Raw genomic sequence first — 17,075 nt, 5'->3', positions numbered from 1 at the left:
ATATTGTATGTATGAAAAAGAGTATTGTATTTTTATTGGTGTCTTTGCTTTTGTTCTCTTTTTGTGAAGTGACGTCGGGTGCCGGACAATCGAAAAATGAGAAGGAGAAAAAAAAGGGCAAGGTTGAAGCGGTATCGACAAAAAAAACGCCGGACAAGCCTAAGTCAAAGCCGGTAAGCAAGTATGATAAATTGTTCAAAACCAAGGGGCATGTTGCCACGAAGGGAGGTTTCATGACCTTGCATAAAGTGGACGATAAATTGTACATGGAGATTCCGTTGAAATACATGGGGCGCGAGATGTTGTTAGGGTCCACGGCATCGGAATCCAGTAACCCGATGTTCTGCACGAACGGTTTCAAGACCAACACGCCCCGGCATATTAAATTTACCTTTGAAAAAGATACTACCGTGTACATGCGCAGTGTCAACGCGGCGTTGGATTTACAGGTAGATAAGGAGCGTGGGGAATTGTTGAAGCAAAGGAATTTTATAGACCCGATGCTGAAAGCCTACAAGGTGGAGGCATTCAATAAAGACCGTTCTGCCGTGGTGATCAACGTGACTTCCTTGTTCACGGGCAACGAGTCGGATTTATCGCCGGTAAATGAAGGCGGGGGACAACTTACGATTAGCGCGTCGCCTTTAAAGGAGGGGACAAAATTGGATGAGATAAAAGCATTCGAGGATAACGTTATGGTTTCCACGTGGTATGCTTATAACGTGACGGTAAAGAGAGGGCGTTCCACTTTGGTAAGTAATGCTCCGTTGTCGGTAAAAGCTACCCGCTCGTTGTTATTGTTACCGGAAAAGAGAATGCGTCCGAGATACCCGGATTTCAGGTTAGGTATTTTCCAAACAGGAAAACATTGTATCACGGAAGCCGAGGACCAATTACTCAATTATTCTCTCGTGAATCGTTGGAGATTAGAACCCAAGGACCCGGAGGCTTACAAAAAAGGTAAATTGGTAGAACCCGTGAAACCGATAGTGTGGTACGTTGATAACGCTTTTCCCGAGTCGTGGAAAGAACCGATCAAGAAAGCCGTTTTGCGCTGGAATCAGGCCTTCGAGAAAATTGGCTTTAAAAATGTAATGCAAGTACATGATTTCCCGAAAAACGACCCGAATTTTGATCCCGACAACTTGAAATATTCTTGCATACGGTATATTCCCTCGAACACGCAGAATGCCATGGGACCCTCTTGGGTTGATCCGGTGACGGGTGAAATTATGACCGCTTCGGTGATTATTTACAACGATATAGTTAAGTTGATTAATCATTGGCGTTTTGTTCAAACGGCACAAGTGGATCCTCGCGTGCGAGCTAAAAAGATGCCGAAGGACGTGATGGACGAGTCAATTACTTACGTGGTGGCTCACGAAATCGGACACACGCTGGGATTGATGCACAACATGGGAGCTTCCAGTACTTACCCGGTGGATTCTTTGCGCTCGGCAAGTTTCACTCGAAAATATGGAACTACGCCTTCTATCATGGATTACGCCCGGTTTAATTACGTGGCTCAGCCCGGGGACAAAGGGGTGAAATTGACTCCGCCGGATTTAGGTCTGTACGACGAATTTGCCATTAAATGGTTGTACACGTATTTCCCCGGGGCAAAAAATTCGAAGGAAGAATTTAAAATACTGGAAGGTTGGGTAGACGAGAAAGTCGGGGATCCGATTTACCGTTTCCGCAAACAACAGGTGGCTTTCCGCGTAGATCCTTCGGCATTGGAGGAAGATTTGGGTGACGATCCGATGAAAGCGGGTGAATACGGGATTAAGAATCTGAAATATATTATGAACCATTTGAACGAATGGATCAAGGATGACCCGGAAGCTACTCACCGGAGAGCGTTGTACCAGAATATTGCCAACCAGTATGCCCGTTACTTGATGAACGTGGTTTATAATGTCGGTGGCATTTATTTGACGGACGTGAAAGACGGAACTTCCGGGAAACGGGTAGAGCCGGTTAGCCGCGAGAAACAACAGGCTTCTTTGAAATGGGTATTGAAGCAATTGAATGATTGCGATTGGCTGGATAACAAAGAGGTGACGGAAAAATTCGGCTTGGATGTGGCAACTTCTGCACGCCTTCAAAATATGGCAGTCATGGCGTTGTTCAATGCGAGCCGGAATGTCGTGTTGTCATCGCATATCTCTAAAAACCCGTACACGTTGCAAGCCTATTTCGATGATTTGTACAACGGGGTATGGGAGAGTGCAATTTCTAACTGGGAAGTGACTCAAGCCGATAAGATTATGCAAAATGGCATGTTGGCCTTCATGAAACAATTGTTGAAACCGTCACCCGGTCTGGCAGGACTTTTAGGAGGGATCACGAGTGAGGCGGGAACTCCTTCCTTAGACGAAATGAAATTGTACGGGTTGGATGAAATGATGGTAGTGGAATCGGAACAAGAATCCGCTTACGATGAGGAAGATTGTGAAATACTGAACAGCTTCGGTTTAGGATACGGCTACGGTTGGCAACGTCCGGTGAACACCTCTCTTATCGATGAAACTGTAGCCAACTGTTGTGGAATCGGTTTGAAATTGAGAACCTTATTAATGAGCAGAGCGATGGATGCCCCGGATCAGGCTTCCAAGCAGCACTATCAAGCCATGTTATTTATGTTGATGCAAATGACAGAAGGTATAAAAATCTAATATAATATGAAAAGGATCATAATGTTGTTATTTGTCGTGATGTCGTTGGGCATCACGGCAAATGCCCAAGAAGGGGTTAAGTTTGAGGAACTAACGTTTAAAGAAGCGTTGGCTAAGGCAAAAGCGGAGAATAAACTCGTGTTTATGGATTGCTACACCTCGTGGTGTGCTCCATGCAAGAGAATGTTGAACACGGTTTTTGTGACGAAGGAAGCGGGAGATTTTTTTAATCCCCGGTTTGTGAGCGTGAAATATGATATGGAAAAAGGAGAAGGGATTGAATTGGCAAAACAATTTAACGTGAAAAGTTTCCCGACATTTTTTATATTCCGTCCCGATGGCAGTATTCAACACAAGATAGGCGGGGCAGGCTCGTTGAAATCTTTTATCGCTTGGGTAGAAAGAGGTTTGAACGAAGAAACCTCTTTTGATTACTTGAATAAGCAGTACGACAAGGGTGCGATCACGAAAGATCAGTTATTGACTTACTATTGGGTACTTATTTGTGCCGGGGAACAGGCAAAAGCGAACACGATTCTGGAAGAATTGAAAAAGCAAGTTGTCGATAGCGACAAGTTGAAAGCCGACTATTGGTTTTTGATAGAAGGGACGCCTTATGGCTCAGCCGATTTTAATTTTATTTTGAACAACTTCTCCAAATTGAAAGAGAGTGTGGGATTGGAAAAATTGGACAAATATTTGGCGGATAATTACAATAAGACTATAAATGAAGCCATTCAAAAGAAAACGGTAAAAGATGAGAATGGCATGAAGAAATTATTCGGTCAAATTTCTAAAGAATGGGCTTCTTGCAGTTGGACTCCGGACAAGAGATTGCAGAATAAATTGAAATTATTGGAGGCTTGTGCCGCTCAAGATTCAAAGCGCATTATTTCTTGCATGGACTCCGGCTTGAATAAGCAGGAAAACACGAAATGGAACTTCGATTTGTGGGTGATTTTGTCTGCCTTGGATTTCGTAAACGTGAGTGGGGAGAAAGTGGATAACGCGAAGGTATTGGCTTTAGAAACGAGGATTAACGGGTATTTCGCTTCTTCCGAGAGCATGAAAAAAAGACTTGAACCATACTTTGAAAAATTCAGATAATCTCAGAAAGGCTTTTTCTGATCAATTTGTTATGTGAGCGGAGGGTGTGTCGAGGCACACCCTCTAGTTCATAAGGTTTATAAAGTTCATAAAGTTCGTAAAGTTTATTTGATAAATGCATAAACGTTGATATACTGTTAATTAACTTTATAAACTTTAGGAGCCGAAGGCTCAACTTTATGAACTTTATAAACTAGAGGTGTGTCTCGACACTCCTCTATTCATGATATCCGTCTGTCGGTCGATTGAAGCCTGGTGAATGGCTTTGAACACCCGTTCCACGAGTTCCACGGGGAGATTATTCTCTCGTGCTTCTTCCGTGACACGGGAGAGAATGCTTTCCCAGCGGTCGGGTTGAAGAATGGTGATGTTGTTTTCCTTTTTGTAAAGACCGATTTCCTCGATAATTTTCATGCGATTCGTGAGGGCTTCCATGATGGAAGAGTCAAGGGTATCTATTTTTTCCCGGAGTTCCTCGATGATTAAATGATTGGCAGAGTTGTTCGGGTGTGCTTCCCGGATAACCAGATGTTCGAGAATTTCCTTTAATTGCACCGGGGTAATTTGTTGTGCAGCATCACTTAGCGCGCAATCCGGATGAACGTGCGATTCCACGATCAGACCATCGAAACCGAGATCCATGGCTTTTTGAGATATCTCTTGAATGTATTCCCGGTGCCCGCCGATGTGACTGGGATCACAAAAGAGGGGCAATTGTTTAACGCGTCGCTTTAACTCGATAGGGATTTGCCACTGTGGTGTATTGCGATAGCGAGCGCTATTGTAGGAAGAAAAGCCGCGGTGTATGGCTCCCATTTTTTTGATCCCGCGCAAATAAAGGCGTTCAAAAGCCCCAATCCAAAGTTCTATATCCGGGTTGACGGGATTTTTGACGAAAACGGGAATATCCACACCTCGAAGAGCTTCGGCAATCTCTTGAACGGCAAATGGATTAGCGGTCGAGCGTGCCCCTATCCAAAGCATATCTATGTCGTGTTTCAAAGCGGCCTCGACATGGTGGGCGTTGGCAACTTCGGTGGATATCTTCAACCCTAAAGTTTTTTGGATATGCTGTAACCAAGGTAATCCTTTCATTCCGATTCCCTCGAAACAATTCGGGCGGGTACGCGGTTTCCATATGCCGGCACGCAGGACTTCTATCCCGTTGTTTTTCAATAGGGTTGCTGTTTCAAAAAGTTGTTCTTCACTTTCCGCGCTACAAGGTCCGGCAATGACTAGCGGACGCTGTAATCGCGTGAACAAATTCCATTCCGGACAAGGTTGTATATCCAATTGATAGGTCATTTAATCTTTTCTTTCTTTGTTTGCGAGTTCAAAGATATTCTTTTCTTTTAAAAGAGGAACGTGATTTCGGATTTTAGACATGGCAACCACATCAAAATAGAATTGAAGGAAAAATTACCTCCTTTTTTCTCTTGAATTTAGGATAAGATAAGTTAAATAATATATAAATATAAGGTATCTACTTTATACTTGATTTATATCAACTCCTATTCATCTCCCATTCATCTCCTATTCAACTCCTATTTCAAAGGTGAAATAATAGTATTTTAATTGAAATTGAATAAAATTTGATAATATAAAAGTACATGGTATATTCATTATTTGTTATAGTAAAATAACTGAATATACCGAAACCTCATCTCGAGAAAGGGAGGATAACAGCAAAAAATATTTTGACACGATTGTCATGGATTTTGGATGAAAGACTCCACGACAGTCGGAACTATCATGGAGTGTGCGTTTGTAGGGAGGGCTGTAGACTTTGATATTACGCGTTTCGCGTTACGCGAAACGCGTAATTTTGATGTCTTTTTTTCAAAGTAGCTATCCGTGTAAAAGAAAAAGGCTAACTTTGTAAGAAATAATTTGAAAAGGAAAGATGATGACTAACGAGGAGAAAAAATTATACTTGCTGGATGCTTTTGCACTGATTTACCGTTCGTATTACGCGTTTATAAACAATCCCCGGATTACTACCACGGGAATAAATACATCGGCTACTTTCGGTTTTTTTAATTTTTTGCTGGAAATTCTGGAGTTGGAGAAGCCGACACATCTGGCTGTTGTTTTTGATCCGGAGGGACCGACATTCCGTCACGAGATGTTCCCGCAGTATAAGGCACAGCGTCCGCCCATGCCGGAGGACCTGAAAAAGTCTATTCCTTATATCAAAAAGATTATCGAGGGGTTGGGGATAGCTTGTGTCACCGTGGACGGATTCGAGGCGGATGACGTGGTGGGAACTTTGGCAAAACGAGGGGAAAAGGAGGGTTTTCAAGTGTATATGATCACGCCGGATAAGGATTACGCGCAGTTGGTGAGCGAGAAAGTTTTCATGTATAAACCGGGAAGATCGGGGAATAAATCGGAAGTGTGGGGTATCCCGGAGGTGCTTGACCATTTCGGGATAGAGCGGGTGGAACAGGTGATAGATATCCTTGGTTTGATGGGAGATACTGCCGATAACGTGCCGGGATGTGCCGGTATAGGACCGAAGAGCGCGGCGACCTTGATTTATAAATACGGGAGTATCGAGGGGGTGTACCGGCATATCGAGGAATTGAAAGGAAAACAGAAAGAGAGTCTGTTGTGTTGTCAAAATACCGTGTTTCTGTCGAAAGAACTGGTAACGATCAACACGGAAGTGCCGACAGACGTGAATGTTGCAGATTTATTCTTGGGCGAGATAAAAGACGATGTTTTAAAACCGATTTTCAATGAATTGGAATTATTCTCTCTGGCGAAGCGAGTTTTCGCGATAGAGCACGAGGAGAAATTAGTCGATACGATACATCCCGAAGAGGTGGAATACCGGGAATTGACGACGAAAGAGGAACGGGAAGAGCTATTGCAGACATTGAAAGAAGCCCCGGAATTCGTGTTGAATGCGATCTTCGGGGACGGGACAATTTATAATTCTTACCCGGATTACCTGTGTTTTTCCACGGCATCGAATAGTGCCTGTTATTTACGGCTTCCGTCCGGGAAAGCGGAGGCGGAACGGGTGATACGGTCGCTCTCCCCGGTTTTTGAGGATGAAGGGAAGATTTTGATTTCCAATGACGTGAAAGACGATATTATTTGGTTGAGAAGGGTAGGGATCGAGATAAAGAACCGGATTTTCGATATCAAGATAGCGCATTACGTGTTGCAGCCGGACAGTTCGCACGAGTTGGAGCGGGTGGCTTTGGAGTTATTGAATTATCGTTTGATTAAAGGTGATAATACCGAGAACCCGCAATTGTCTTTATTCCCGGAGGAAGGAAGCAAAAAAGACAAGGATTACGCGGAGAGGACGGATATTCTTTTCCGCTTGAAGAGTAAGTTGGAGGAGGCTTTGAAGGATGTCGGGCTCTACAAATTGTTTGAAGAGTTGGAGATGCCGCTTGTCGGGGTGTTGGCGGATATGGAGTACGAGGGTGTGTCTATCGACAAAGGTGCATTAAAAGAATTGTCGGAAGAATTGAAAGAGAAAATCGCGGAGTCTGAAAAGATTATATACGAGATAGCGGGGGAGGAATTTAATATCAGTTCACCCAAACAACTCGGGGAGGTATTGTTTGACCGGATGAATATAGACCCCGGGAATAAAAAGACAAAAACGGGGCAGTACAGTACTTCCGAGCAAGTGCTCTCGAAATTGGAAGAGGCTCATCCTATCGTGGGGCATATTTTGAATTACAGGGGATTGAAAAAGTTACTGACGACTTATGCCGAGGCTCTGCCTACATACATAGACCCGGGAACCGGAAAAATTCACACGCATTTTAATCAGGCAGAGGCTGCCACGGGACGATTGAGCAGCTTGAACCCGAATTTGCAGAATATCCCTATCCGGACGGAAGAGGGACGGAATATCCGGAAAGCGTTCATCACGGGTGATCCCGATTATGGCTTTTTCTCTGCCGATTATTCGCAGGTTGAATTAAGGTTAATGGCTCACTTGAGCGGGGCTCCCGGACTGATTGATGCTTTCCTGAACGGGGAGGATATTCACGCGGAAACGGCGTCTAAAATATATCATGTACCCTTGAACGAGGTGACTCCCGAGATGAGACGGAGGGCTAAAACGGCGAACTTCGGGATTATTTACGGTATCTCGGCATGGGGATTGGCAGAACGGTTGAAAATCTCCCGAAAAGAGGGAAAAGAATTGATTGACGGGTATTTCAATTTGTACCCGGGGGTGAAACGTTACATGGAGGAATCCGTGGAAAAAGCCCGCAAGCAAGGGTACGTGGAAACGATCATGGGGCGTCGCCGTTACTTGAGGGATATTAATTCCAGAAATGCCGTGGTACGAGGAGTAGCGGAGAGGAATGCCGTGAATGCCCCGATACAGGGGTCCGCGGCTGATATTATCAAGAAAGCTATGATTTGTATTCATCAGAAAATCAAAGAGCGGGGGTTGCGTTCCAAGATGATATTGCAGGTACATGACGAGTTGAATTTTAAATGCCACCGCGAGGAGATCGAGGAGTTGAAGCAATTGGTTATAGATTGCATGGAGCACGTGGTGAGTCTGGCGGTTCCCTTGACCGTGGGTACCGGGTACGGGAAAAGTTGGTACGAGGCACACTAAATGATGGTTGAATATGTTAGAACAAGTTGCGGATAGTGTGGTGCGGGATTCGAGCGTGTTTCCGGCTTTTTTATTGGAAGAATCGGTTTCCCGGATGCCGGCACCACCGATGGATACCTTGACGAATTACATTGGGTTGGTGGATGCAACCCCGCTGGAAGGATGGGATTTTCATCTTACCACTGGGATTTTAACATACATGGTGGTTTTTCTTGTTCTTGTCGCTTTACTTCGTTTACAGGGACGAGGATTTTTGTCGGCGGTATATTTCTATTTCTTCAGCAGGAAAAGGGATGTGGCGTTGATATCAGAGGGTACCCGTCAGAATTATTCCTTTGTACTTTTATCTATTTGCCTGTCTTTCTCGTCTTTGGCAATGTTAATTGCTTTTATGACGAGTGATCCTTTCGTTTTTTCGGACGCGTTGTTTTATTTTCTGATCATATTCGGGTATTATATCGTGTTGCTGGGAACGGTGCGTCTTCTGGGCTGGACGTTTAACAGTCGGCATTGTGCTTCGGATATTATACTGAATTTGCGAGTTAGCGGCATCGTGTTGGGATTGTCTGTTTCACCTTTGGTCTTGGCTTTGTTTTTCGTGAAATCTTCTGCTGTAACAACCCTGTTTCACGTGATATTCGCCTTGTTTGTCATCCTCTTGATTTTTAGATTTATAAGATTGATTAAAATATTATATGGTTACAAAGTTTCAATTTTGTATATGATTTTGTACCTTTGTGGGCTCGAAATTGTGCCGATGCTTGTGTTATACAAGCTGTTGGTGTAATCGAGAAAGTTTGGTTAAATTTAAAAACAGAAAGTCTTGAAAATTAAGAAGATATTAGTTTCGCAGCCCAAGCCGACAACTGACAAGTCTCCGTATTTTGATCTGGCTGAAGAACTCGGTTTGAAATTAGAATTCAAGTCATTTATAAAGGTTGAAGGCGTAACAGCAAAGGAATTCCGACAAGAAAGAATTAATATATTGGATTTTACCGGAATCGTTTTCACGAGTCGTACTGCTATTGACCACTTCTTCAGAATTTGTACGGAAATGCGGGTAACTGTTCCCGATACAATGAAATATTTCTGTATTTCAGAGGCGATAGCGTTTTATTTGCAGAAGTATATCGTGTACCGTAAACGGAAGATTTTCTACGGGGATAAGAAAGTGGAGGATATGACGAAAATCTTGTTAAAGCATAAAACCGAGAATTTCCTTGTTCCGGTTTCTGATGTTCACAAGGAGAATATTCCCGCTTTAATGGACGAGTTAAAGCTGAAATACACGAAAGTCGTGTTTTACAGGACGGTAGCTAATGAAGTGGCAAATGATATCCCGGACTTGAAGGAGTTTGATATTATCGCTTTCTACACGCCTGCCGGAATCAAGTCTTTATTCCAGAATTATCCTGATTTTGAACAGGGGCAAACGATTATCGCGGCCTTTGGAGAGGCGACAGCCGAGGCTGCCACTGAATCCGGGTTAAGGCTGGATATAAAAGCCCCGACGGAGAAAGCTCCCTCGATGACGATGGCTTTGGAACAGTTTATTAAGGCTTACAACAAAGAAAATAAATCAAAATGAAAATTGTTCAAAAAGTACTCATCTGCTGCGTTCCTGCTTCCCCAAGATTCGGTCACGTACTTTAGTACGCTCCCTCTTCTTTGTGAATCAGAGCCTTGCATCTGAGCACTTTTTGAACAATTTTCTGGAAAATTTTGGTCAACCATTCTCTATAAGGTCCATAAAGTCCGTAAGGTCATTACTTTATAAACTTTATGAACCTTATAAACTTTATAAACCGGGGTGTTTTACACCCCTTATCACATGGAAGAAACGATCAAATACACGTTTAGCAAAGAGGAACGCTTGTGTCACAAGGCAGGTTTCGAGGCATTGTTAGCCTCGGGACAAAGTTTCGTGAGTTATCCTTTGCGCGTTGTATACCGTTTCTACGCGAGGGATGAGAAAGATGCCCCGGCACGCGTGGCAATCAGTGTTTCGAAGAAACGTTTCAAACGGGCGGTAAAACGTAATCGGGTAAAACGTTTGGTGCGTGAGGGGTATAGATTGAACAAACAAACATTGTATTCCGCTATCCCGGAAGGTAAAACAATCGACATCTTGTTTATATATTTGCAGGATGATATCTTTGAATTTCATAAAATAGAAAAAGCAATCACCGGTGCTATTAAAAAAATTCTGGTCTATATTGAAAAAGATAATGGTAGGAATATTGCTGATTCCGATTAAGTTCTATCAGCTTTGTATCTCACCATGGACGCCCCCGAGCTGTCGTTATACCCCGACTTGTTCGCAATATGCAGTGGAGGCGTTACGCAAGCACGGACCAATAAAAGGATTGTATCTGGCAATAAAACGGATATGTTCCTGTCACCCTTGGGGTGGTTCCGGTTACGATCCGGTGCCTTAAAATTTGCTATTTTGTCGGATATATACTAATTTCGCTAGATTTTGATATTAAAATAAGGTTATGAGAAAAAATACACGCGTTATTATTATCATCTCGGGAGTGTTGTTATTGGCTTTCGGGATGTTGGGATTGAAGGAGGATAACAAAAGATTCCAGATTAGTAAGGGATTGGATATTTTTGCCACGCTTTTCAGGGATGTGAATCTTTTTTACGTGGATGATGTTCAGCCGGAGAAAATGGTGAAGGACGGTATTGACGCTATGTTGAAGAAATTAGACCCTTACACCGAGTTTTACCCGGAGTCCAGAATAGATGAATTTAAGATGATGACTACCGGAGAATATGCCGGGATTGGTTCTATTATCGGGATAAAAGGAGATTACGTGGTTATCCGTGAACCTTATCGGAATTCACCTTCCCATAAGGCAGGCTTGCTACCGGGTGATTTGATTTTATCCATCGACGGGGAAAACATGAAAGGAAAAACCGTTGAATACGTGAGTTCCCGCTTGAAAGGGCAACCGGGTAAAGAGGTCGTTTTGAAAGTTCAGCGGGTGGGTGAAGACAAACCCATGGAAAAGAGGGTATTGCGCGAAATCGTGCAAATGCCGAGTGTGCCTTACTACGGGATGTTGAATGATCAGACCGGGTATATCTATTTCACCAGTTTCACGGATAAGGCTGCCGATGATGTACGGAAAGCGATCATGGAGTTGAAAAATAAAGGGGCACAGTCTTTGGTACTTGATCTCCGGGGTAACGGGGGCGGATTGCTTGATCAAGCGGTAGAGATCGCCAATTTCTTTTTGCCGAGAGGTTCTCTGATCGTGAGCACCAAGGGCAAGATGAAGCAGTGGGATAAAGAATATACCACGAGCAAGAACCCGTTATTGCCCGACATGAAGCTTGCCGTGTTGATAGACCGGGCTTCAGCTTCGGCTGCCGAGATATTATCCGGCTCTTTGCAGGATTATGACCGGGCTGTCGTTCTGGGAGAGCGTTCTTTCGGGAAAGGCTTGGTTCAGACCACTCGTGACCTCGTGTACAACACGAAATTGAAAGTCACCACGGCAAAATATTACATCCCTAGCGGACGTTGTATTCAAGCGGTGGATTACGCGCATCGTAACCCAGACGGAAGCGTGGGCGTGATTCCCGATTCATTGATAAAACCGTTTAAGACAAAAGCCGGACGCACCGTGTATGACGGTGGGGGTATCACGCCGGATATCAAGATCGAGCCGGAGAAATACGCCCGGGTTTCACAGGAATTGGTGATGCAGGATATGGTGTTTGATTTCGTGAACGAATACGCGGCAAAACATCCTACATTGCCTGCTCCCTCGGAATTTGAATTGACCGATGAATTGTTCAACGAGTTCAAGGAATACTTGAAAACGAAAAAATTCGAGTATGAAACAGCCACTCAAGCCATGTTGGATAAACTGGTAAAGACCGCGCGGGATGAGAAATATTACGATCAGATATCCGGTCAGATTGAAGCGTTGAGAAATGACCTCGGGCATTCTATAGATAGGGATCTGGATTCGTTTAAGAATGAGATTTCTGATATATTGGCCGATCAACTTATGGAGCGTTATTATATGCAGGAAGGAGTGCTGGAATATCATATCCGTAAAGACAAACATATCGCCAAGGCGTTGGAAGTGTTGGCTAATGACGACGAGTATCAAAAAATATTGAAGTGAAATGAAAAAATAGATAGTAGTTTTTTGAAATCCCAAAAAACTACTATCTTTGCACCGCAATAAAACAATTGCCCTATTGTGTAATGGTAGCACTACAGATTCTGGTTCTGTCTGTCTGGGTTCGAATCCTAGTGGGGCAACAAAATGGAACAAAGCCTTGTGACGATAAAGTCATGAGGCTTTATTATTTTTGAAGCATTCTTAATTAATAACGAACGGCATAAATATATGATGAACGACAGCGTGCTCCGGGTATCCGGTTTAAAGAAAAGTTTTCGGAAGGAGAAAGAGGAACTGCAGGTCTTGAAGGGAATAGACATGGAGATTTGCGCGGGAGAGGTGATTGGTTACCTTGGGAGTAACGGGGCGGGTAAATCCACCACGGTGAAGATCATGTGTGGGCTGATGGAGGAATATGCCGGAGAGGTTAATGTATTGGGATACGATCTGAGGAAGAACGATATAGAAATTAAGAAGCGGATTGGTTATATTCCGGAGAACGCGATCATGTACGAGCATTTGACTCCGATGGAATATCTCGAATTTATAGGTACGTTGTACGGGTTGGAGCGGGCGGATGTGGTTAAGAAGGTGGAAGAATTACTTTTATTGTTCGAGATGCGGGATAATGCAAACGAACGGATGTTGAGTTTTTCCAAGGGGATGAAACAAAAGATACATATCATTTCCGGCTTGTTGCATAACCCAGAGGTTATTTTTATGGATGAGCCGTTGAATGGTCTGGATGCCAATGCCGTTATTATCGTGAAGGAGATGATTGCCCGACTGGCGAAAGAGGGGAAGACGATTTTTTACTGTTCTCATCTGATGGATGTCGTGGAGAAGATTGCGACACGGGTGATTTTGCTCAACGAGGGGAAAATTATAGCTAATGGAACTGTTCATGAATTGATGGAACAAGCGGGTGTCGGTTCTTTGGAGAGCCTTTTCACGAGTCTGATCGGGGCATCAGGGCAGGTGGTTCAAGCGGAACGGATGGTTGATGTGTTTGAAAATAAAGAACAATGATTAAGGCTGTAATTTGGATTTTGCGACTTTTCCGTGGAGTGTTCACGCGTATGGGTGTTGACTTTGACAGGATGGTGGCTATCGTGACAGTGAAACTCACGGAATATGATCGTATCGACAGGTCTAAACGGAAAAAGGAAAGCTCGAATACGTTATTGCGGCAAGGTATCGCGTTCGGGATATACGGTACCGTGTTTTTCCTGTTCGGGGTCATGTCCGGGACGTTTGAAGTGTCGCTTTTGTTGTTTCATTCCTACTTGATGATCATGTTTATGATGAGTTTTATGATGGAATACTCACGGTTGCTTTTCGACCGGAATGATAATCAGATTCTACAACGTTTGCCCGTAAATTCCAAGACAATCCTGACTGCCCGTCTGGTGACGATGTTATCATATATGTTTTTTCTATCGGGTTGTATGTCTTTGATTCCTGCTATTGTTGTCTTTTTTTGGCAGGGAGTGTTGACGGGTGGACTCTTTATTATATCTGTTTTCTTGAATACGCTTTTTACTTTATTACTGGCGAACGTGATTTATCTCGGGGTGATGCGTTTTATCGCGGTAGATAAATTTGCACGGGTGATGAGTTATGCTCAGGTTATTCTGGTCGTCTCCGTCGCGTTGAGCTATCAATTGGTGGGAACGGTGATTCGGGAGATACAACTGGATATGTTTCATCCGTCAACGTGGATGTATTTTACCCCTTCCTGTTATTTTATGGCGTTCACGTTGATTATACAGCACTTTACTATTCCTGTTTTGGTGATGGCGTTATCCGGGGTAACAGGGGTGTTGTTGTTCGGTTGGATCGCAGTGGTTTATCTGGCACCCTATTTTTCGAGAAAAATGGGAATAATTGATGAATATGCCGCGATCGCGGGTAAGGGACGGAAAAAAGGCAAGGACGGTTGGCTTTACTCGCTGGCCCGGCTATTCGCGTGGAGTCCCGTGCAGGTTTCCGGTTTCGTGCTGGGATGGCGGTTGACGCAGGGGAATCTGAAATTCCGTCAGGCAGTGCTCCCGATGATTATCTACACGGTGTTTCTGGCGGTATTCTTTATTTACAAAGGACGCGACACCGGGGGGATTGGGTTTTATATCCCGTTTTACATGACATCGATGGTGAGTATCGGGATATTGATGGCTATGTCGATCATGGAGAAAGGGGATTTGCTGTGGTTGTATCGTTCAAGACCGCTTGCCCGCCCGGGGGCGTTGATCCTCGGCAGTTACAAGGCGTTGTACGTGAAGTATTATCTTCCCGTGTATGTCGCATTGTCTGCTGTTTTCGTCGTGAGGTTGCATTGGGTGATTATTCCGGATTTGCTGATGATTCTTGCCGTGAATACGCTTGTGAGTTACGTGTATCTTTGGTTTTCCGGGTTGCTTTTTCCTTTTTCCAAGGAGAAGGGAACGACCGATTCGGGACGAAATATATTGCGGATGCTGGCATTGATCTTCGTGTGGCTCGTGATAGGGGGAGTACATACCCTGTCCCAGCGCTTGTCGTGGTATGGCATTTGGATAGCTATCGCGAGCATGTGGGTATTGGCGGTGTTGATGGAATATGTTATTTGTCGTGTGGCTTGGAAAAAGGTGTTGGCTAATTACTAATTGATTTATTTACAATAAATAAAGGATGCCTTTTGTTAGACATCCTTTATTTATGTGTAAGGGACTTTTTATTATAGTCCGAGGACTTTTGTTCCTTGCTTGAAGAAAATATCTTTCGGGATACCTGCTCCGGCGATGCGGTCAAGGTCTTTTTGCAGTGTCGGGGGTACAACGCCTTTCTCTGCAACGAGTTTCGTGGCAGTTGCGATATCTCCGTTACCCTCGATCGTGATGTATTCCCCGGCGATGACTTCGATGTCTTTTTTCATCTTTTCGAAGTCGATCGTGTAGTATCCGGTCGTTTCGTCTTTCGTGATGGCTCCGCTTTCCATGAAATGGTTGAATTGCATCATGTTCGCTTTGCCATGTGCGCTGGCAGCACCGAAACGTACGGAACGGAAGATACCGGCGATAAAGGTCACGTAATTATCCATGAGGTCTTTGTTTTCAAGAATACCCCATTCCGCTAATTTCGTCACGCAGAATAACCCGAGGATATCCGCTTTCCCTTCCTCGATGGAAGTGTAGTAGTTTTGTAGGGCAGAACGCACGTCTTTTTTATCTTTAATCGTGTAATTCACTCCAAGACCGTGGGCAACTTCGTGGAACATTACGTTCTCGAAGAAGGCGTCGAAATTCACGTATTTCTGTTGCTCGGGTGCGATAACCAATTTAGAGATAGGAACAACCATTTTCTCGAACTTTGCCTGCATGGAGTTTTTCAATTGCAATTTGCGGCTTCCCTTGGCAGCGTGTACTCTCGGGTCGTTCGGCAGGTTGATGGCGATATTCTTGCTTCCGGCATTGCAATCTCCACCATAGTAAATCACGTCGTACGCGTTCATGTCCGGGTTGGCGTTCGCTTTCTCTTTCTTGTAAGCGGCGGGCACGGGAAGGTTGTTTTGTAGCTTGGGCAAGTATTGAGCGTATTCTGACAGGCGTTTACTCCATTCTTTATCTTTCACGAGGATTTGTCCGGAATGGGATGCCTTGTACCCGTAAAGTTGGTCTTCGTAAGTTTCGATAGGACCAACCACGAAATCCAGCGTGTTGTCTTGCATATCCATCCAAGCGAGGTCACTGGCAAGATAATCGTCATCAAGAAGGGCTTGTGCTCTTAATGACAAGTATTTCTTCAAGCCGGGATCTTCTGCCAACTCGGAGGCTTGTTTCAATAACTCGGAGGCTTTGGCAACTTCTCGCGGGTATGCTTCATGGAAAGGGATCACGACGAGATTCCCTTTGTCATCCCGGCGGATGATACTGTACCAATCCGTCTTGCGAGGGTCTTTCAAAGCGTCGAATTCTTCTCTTGTCATATCCGTCGGGTAGAAGTTCGCTCCCAGCGGTTTCGCTCCCACGCCGTCAATGAAAGGCTTGTTGGCATTCAAACGATCCCACGGTCCGTAATTAATAGAAAGATATTTCAAGGCTGCCGAGTCTTGCGCGAATGGTTTCATCAACGCAGCCTTGTCGCCATAAGCGTTTTGCCAGAAAATATTCTCCATGATGTCCGCCACTTCGATAAGGATGGGAATCATCTTTTTCTCGTTTTCCGTTAGTTTGCTAACGTCAGTTGTCAAGGTGAACTCCGCGTATTGGTCAGCAAGTGGCTGATAGGGACTGGGTTGTTTGGTTTCTTTCTTTGCCTCTTTGCAAGAGAACAAGAAAATACCTAAGGATAAGAATAGGAATAGTTTTCTCATTTTTATAAAATTTGTGTTGAGTATTTGAGGGACGAATTTATAAAAACAAGCGGACTATTGAAAATATTTGGAATTAAAGATTATGATTCTGTGATTTCGATGGGGGCGATTGAAGGTAAATTAAAAATTCATGGGACTGTCTAACAAGTTTTAGACAGTTCTTTTTTTTTGTAAAAATAAGGCTT

At 44.0% G+C, this 17,075-nt stretch carries 12 protein-coding genes and 1 tRNA gene; 11 read left to right on the top strand and 2 right to left on the bottom strand.

Features of this window, described 5'->3' with window-relative positions; genetic code table 11:
* Nucleotides 1–11: 11 nt before the first annotated feature.
* Entirely contained in the window at nucleotides 12–2,678 is a 2,667-nt protein-coding gene (locus L0M98_RS05270; RefSeq protein WP_227217623.1) for a zinc-dependent metalloprotease, read from the top strand.
* 6 nt (nucleotides 2,679–2,684) lie between these two features.
* Nucleotides 2,685–3,785 carry a thioredoxin family protein gene (locus tag L0M98_RS05265; RefSeq protein WP_227217625.1) on the top strand — a complete coding sequence of 367 codons (1,101 nt, stop codon included), beginning with the start codon at nucleotides 2,685–2,687 and terminating at the stop codon, nucleotides 3,783–3,785.
* Nucleotides 3,786–3,971: 186 nt separating this feature from the next.
* Here L0M98_RS05265 and L0M98_RS05260 read toward each other — a convergent pair whose 3' ends face one another.
* Nucleotides 3,972–5,090, bottom strand: a complete 1,119-nt coding sequence (locus L0M98_RS05260; protein ID WP_099291355.1) for a bifunctional 3-deoxy-7-phosphoheptulonate synthase/chorismate mutase type II — start codon at nucleotides 5,088–5,090, stop codon at nucleotides 3,972–3,974.
* A 598-nt stretch (nucleotides 5,091–5,688) separates the two neighbouring features.
* On the opposite strand from L0M98_RS05260, the gene polA reads away from it, so the two are divergent.
* The 9 genes from polA (at nucleotide 5,689) to L0M98_RS05215 (ending at nucleotide 15,184) form a co-directional block, all read left to right on the top strand.
* Nucleotides 5,689–8,391 (top strand): DNA polymerase I, encoded by a 2,703-nt coding sequence (gene polA, locus L0M98_RS05255; protein WP_410492084.1) that lies wholly within the window; start codon nucleotides 5,689–5,691, stop codon nucleotides 8,389–8,391.
* Between the two features lie 13 nt (nucleotides 8,392–8,404).
* Nucleotides 8,405–9,178 (top strand): DUF4271 domain-containing protein, encoded by a 774-nt coding sequence (locus L0M98_RS05250; RefSeq protein WP_227217627.1) that lies wholly within the window; start codon nucleotides 8,405–8,407, stop codon nucleotides 9,176–9,178.
* 36 nt (nucleotides 9,179–9,214) lie between these two features.
* Complete coding sequence (locus L0M98_RS05245; protein WP_186974898.1) at nucleotides 9,215–9,979, top strand: uroporphyrinogen-III synthase; 765 nt, start codon at nucleotides 9,215–9,217, stop codon at nucleotides 9,977–9,979.
* 243 nt (nucleotides 9,980–10,222) lie between these two features.
* Nucleotides 10,223–10,648 carry a ribonuclease P protein component gene (gene rnpA, locus L0M98_RS05240; protein WP_186974897.1) on the top strand — a complete coding sequence of 142 codons (426 nt, stop codon included), beginning with the start codon at nucleotides 10,223–10,225 and terminating at the stop codon, nucleotides 10,646–10,648.
* Nucleotides 10,620–10,829: a membrane protein insertion efficiency factor YidD gene (gene yidD, locus L0M98_RS05235; RefSeq protein ID WP_369861146.1), complete on the top strand. Its 210-nt coding sequence runs from the start codon at nucleotides 10,620–10,622 to the stop codon at nucleotides 10,827–10,829. The genes rnpA and yidD overlap by 29 nt, the downstream gene beginning before the upstream one ends.
* Nucleotides 10,830–10,889: 60 nt before the next feature.
* Entirely contained in the window at nucleotides 10,890–12,539 is a 1,650-nt protein-coding gene (locus L0M98_RS05230) for a S41 family peptidase (protein WP_186974896.1), read from the top strand.
* A 69-nt stretch (nucleotides 12,540–12,608) separates the two neighbouring features.
* Nucleotides 12,609–12,679 (top strand) — tRNA-Gln (locus L0M98_RS05225).
* A gap of 88 nt (nucleotides 12,680–12,767) precedes the next feature.
* Nucleotides 12,768–13,568 carry an ABC transporter ATP-binding protein gene (locus L0M98_RS05220; protein WP_227217629.1) on the top strand — a complete coding sequence of 267 codons (801 nt, stop codon included), beginning with the start codon at nucleotides 12,768–12,770 and terminating at the stop codon, nucleotides 13,566–13,568.
* Complete coding sequence (locus L0M98_RS05215) at nucleotides 13,565–15,184, top strand: hypothetical protein (RefSeq protein ID WP_227217630.1); 1,620 nt, start codon at nucleotides 13,565–13,567, stop codon at nucleotides 15,182–15,184. Before L0M98_RS05220 ends, L0M98_RS05215 begins: the two co-directional genes overlap by 4 nt.
* 71 nt (nucleotides 15,185–15,255) lie before the next feature.
* On the opposite strand, the gene L0M98_RS05210 is transcribed toward L0M98_RS05215, so the two are convergent.
* Nucleotides 15,256–16,890, bottom strand: a complete 1,635-nt coding sequence (locus L0M98_RS05210) for a dipeptidyl-peptidase 3 family protein (RefSeq protein WP_099291347.1) — start codon at nucleotides 16,888–16,890, stop codon at nucleotides 15,256–15,258.
* Between the last annotated feature and the right edge of the window lie 185 nt (nucleotides 16,891–17,075).

This window comes from Butyricimonas sp. DFI.6.44 (assembly GCF_022132345.1).
Taxonomy (GTDB): domain Bacteria; phylum Bacteroidota; class Bacteroidia; order Bacteroidales; family Marinifilaceae; genus Butyricimonas; species Butyricimonas muris.
The sequence above is the reverse complement of the archived record's forward strand: the minus strand, read 5'-3'. Positions and strand labels throughout refer to the sequence as shown.